The 2,993-nt window shown below is 64.6% G+C and carries 3 protein-coding genes; all 3 read right to left on the bottom strand.

Annotated elements, in window-relative coordinates; translation table 11 throughout:
• The coding region (locus tag K0F85_RS17095) for a DMT family transporter (RefSeq protein WP_219117264.1) at positions 1–827 on the bottom strand (827 nt) is incomplete at its 3' end.
• Positions 828–834: 7 nt separating this feature from the next.
• Positions 835–1,656, bottom strand: a complete 822-nt coding sequence (locus K0F85_RS17090; protein WP_219117171.1) for an ABC transporter substrate-binding protein — start codon at positions 1,654–1,656, stop codon at positions 835–837.
• 100 nt (positions 1,657–1,756) lie between these two features.
• Positions 1,757–2,993: TCR/Tet family MFS transporter (locus K0F85_RS17085; protein ID WP_219117170.1), on the bottom strand; the 1,237-nt coding region annotated here is incomplete at its 5' end.

Below are 2,993 nucleotides of genomic sequence, written 5' to 3'. Positions count from 1 at the left end.
GCGATCAGGGCGATGGCCAGGTAGCGGCGGGGGCTGATTTTTTCGTGCAGGAATAGCGCCGCAATGGCGATGGCGAACAGGATCGACGTTTCGCGCAGGGCCGCGATGGCGGCCACGGGCGCCTGCGTCATGGCCCACAAGGCCAGGCCATACGAAGCGAGCGTGCCGATACCGCCCAGGGCGGCCAGCCGCCATTGCGTTTGCGCATAGGCCAGCAAGTCGGCGGGGCGGCGCAGCGCCGTCCACAGCAATAGCCCCGAGCCGTTCAGGACAAAGATCCACATGGTGTAGGCGGCCGGCGCGCCAGACAGGCGCACGCCGATGCCATCGATCAGGGTATAGCTGGCGATGACGCAGGCGTTGCCCAGCGCGAAGTCGGTGGCGCGTCCCGTGTTTTTTGCCGTGCCAGCCGTGGCGGGCAGGCGCGCGGCGAAATACAGGCCGAAGATGCCGGCGCAAATGCAGGCAACGGCGCCCACCTGCATGGAAGAAAGACGTTCGCCGATCAGCGGCCAGCTGGCCAGCGCCACGAGCAATGGCGCGCTGCCGCGCATCAGGGGATAGGCATGGCTCATGTCGCCCGCCTTGTAGGCGGCCGCCAGCAGGGAATAATACGCCAGCTGTGCCATGGCCGAGACGGCCAGATAGGGCCAGCTGGCTGGCGCGGGCGCATCGACAAAGGGCAGGGCGGCCAGCGAAATCAGGGCCGCGCCCACGGAGACCAGCACGGTCGTGAGGAAGGTATCCTTGCCCGACTTGACGATGGCATTCCAGCTGGCGTGTAACAGGGCGGCAAACAGAACGACGGCGACGACAAAACCGGACATGCAGGTCTTAGCGCGGACGTATGCTGAGCGACAACAGTTCCTGGCGGTGATGGCGCTGAAAGCCTTCCATCAGGGTGCCCGAGCGGCCCGCCTTGTCCAGCAATTCGCGCAGGGTTGCCTGGTCTTCCGCCGTCAGGGATTTGCGTGACAGGTAGACGCCGCTCATGCCCCACGGCAATTCCGGCAGCGCTTCCAGGCGCAAGCGGTCGGCCAGGCCGTACACGCGCGCATCGTTTTGCGCCACGCCGGTGAGGATGGTGGGGGCCATGATGGTGGCGTCGATGAAGCCGCTTTGCATCAGGCGCGCCACGGAGAGGGCGTCGACTTCGTAGAACAGGCGGCCCTGGCTGCTCAATTCCTTCGCCAGCGCCTGGTAGGGCAAGCCATAGTCGTAGCCGCGCACCAGCGCCACGCGCAATTCTCGCCGTTCGAGCAATTCCTGCATGGTGTTGATGGGCGCGCGCGTGCCTTGCAGCGAGATCAGCAGCGGGCGGCTGCCCAGCATGGGGATGAACAGGCCATGCTGGTCGCGCCGCAATGTGCTGCTGGCAGGCATCAGCAAGTCGGCCTTGCCCGTCTCGAACATCGCTTCCAGGCGCGCGCGGGGCACGGCCGTGAAGATGAAATTGCAGCCGAGTTTGGCCCCCATGCTGCGCAGCAAGTCGGGATAGATGCCGCCGATGCTGGCGCCATTGATCACCACGCTGGCACCGATGGCCGAGACGGGCACCTGAATGTCGCGCGAGCATTGCGCGCTGCCCAGCGACGGCAGCGCCAGCGCCAGTATGGCCACGGTTCGGCGCCAGGCGCTGGAATAAAAGTCAGTCATACCCATCCTTGCTTGCCATCGAATCGCGGGCGTCGGCAACGCCCGCTTGATTATCCCATTCTCGCCTATTTATTTCCCAAATGCAATGTTATGCCGCCGACTACTTTGTGGTGGAAACCGCAAGTCTTGCCTGGCGCTGTGCCTTGAAGTAGCGCCAGGCCACCACGATGCCCAAGGTTTGCATGATGGCGCACAGATAGAAGGTGCTGCCGATGCGCCAGTCCTGCGCCGGCAAGTGGCTCACTTTGCCGAGGATCATGCTGCCGAGCAAGGGCATGATAATGATGCCCAGGCTGCTGATCGATTGCAGGGAACCCATCAGTTCTCCCTGCTCGTTGGCGGCGGACGCCTTGGAGATGATGCCTTGCAGGGCGGGGCCGGCGGCAAAGGCCAGCAGGTTGCACAGGATCAAGGCGTACATCATCCAGCCCTGCGTGGCCAGGCCGTACAGCAGGTAGGTGATGGCGCCCGAGGCCATGCCCAGCAGCGACAAACGCACTTCGCCCAGGCGCTTGATGAGTATGCCCAGCAAGCCGGCCTGTACGACGGCTGCGCACAGGCCGACGCAGAACAGGGCGATGCCGTTCTGGCGCGGCGTCCAGTCGAAGCGGAAATGCGTGTACAGCACCCAGGTGGTGTTGAGCATCATTTGCGCAAACGTCATCAGGCCGAAGGCCAGCACCAGGCCGCGGATGTCCAGGCGGCGCAGCAGTTTCAGCAGGGCGGCAAATGGATTGATGCGGGCCAGGGTGAAGGGCGGGCGCGGACCCGGCTGCAGTGATTCGGGCACGCAGAAATAGCCGTAGATGAAATTGGTGGCCGACAGTGCCGCCGCCACGAAGAAGGGCAGGTGCAGATTGACGTCGCCCAGCAGGCCGCCCAGCATGGGACCGCAAATGAAGCCCAGGCCAAAGGCGGCGCCGATCTTGCCGAAACTCTTGGCGCGGTTGTCCGGCGTGGAGATGTCGGAGGCATACGCGGACGCCACCGACATGCTGGCCGACGAGACGCCGCCGATGACGCGGCCAATGAACAGGCAGGCCAGGTTCGGCGCCAGCGCCGTGGCGAGGAAGTTGATGCCCATGCCCGCCATCGAGTACAGCAGCACGGGACGGCGTCCCACGCGGTCGCTGATGGCGCCCAGCATGGGCATGAAGATGAACTGCAGCAAGCCGAAGACGGCCGCCATGATGCCGTACCAGAACGCTTGCGCCTCCTTGCCGTTGACAAAGTCGCCGATCAGGATGGGCAGCACGGGCACCACCAGGCCGATGCCCAGCATGTCGATGAAGACGCAGACGAGGATGAAATTGAGCTTGCCTTCTTGTGCGGGCGCG

Source organism: Janthinobacterium sp. UMAB-56 (assembly GCF_900095265.1).
In the GTDB taxonomy this organism is placed as follows: Bacteria; Pseudomonadota; Gammaproteobacteria; order Burkholderiales; family Burkholderiaceae_D; genus Janthinobacterium.
The sequence above is the reverse complement of the archived record's forward strand: the minus strand, read 5'-3'. Positions and strand labels throughout refer to the sequence as shown.

What these genes read in the sequence shown, in the direction of transcription:
- K0F85_RS17090 (WP_219117171.1), bottom strand. Translation starts at nt 1,656, where the DNA reads ATGACTGACTTTTATTCCAGCGCCTGGCGCCGAACCGTGGCCATACTG.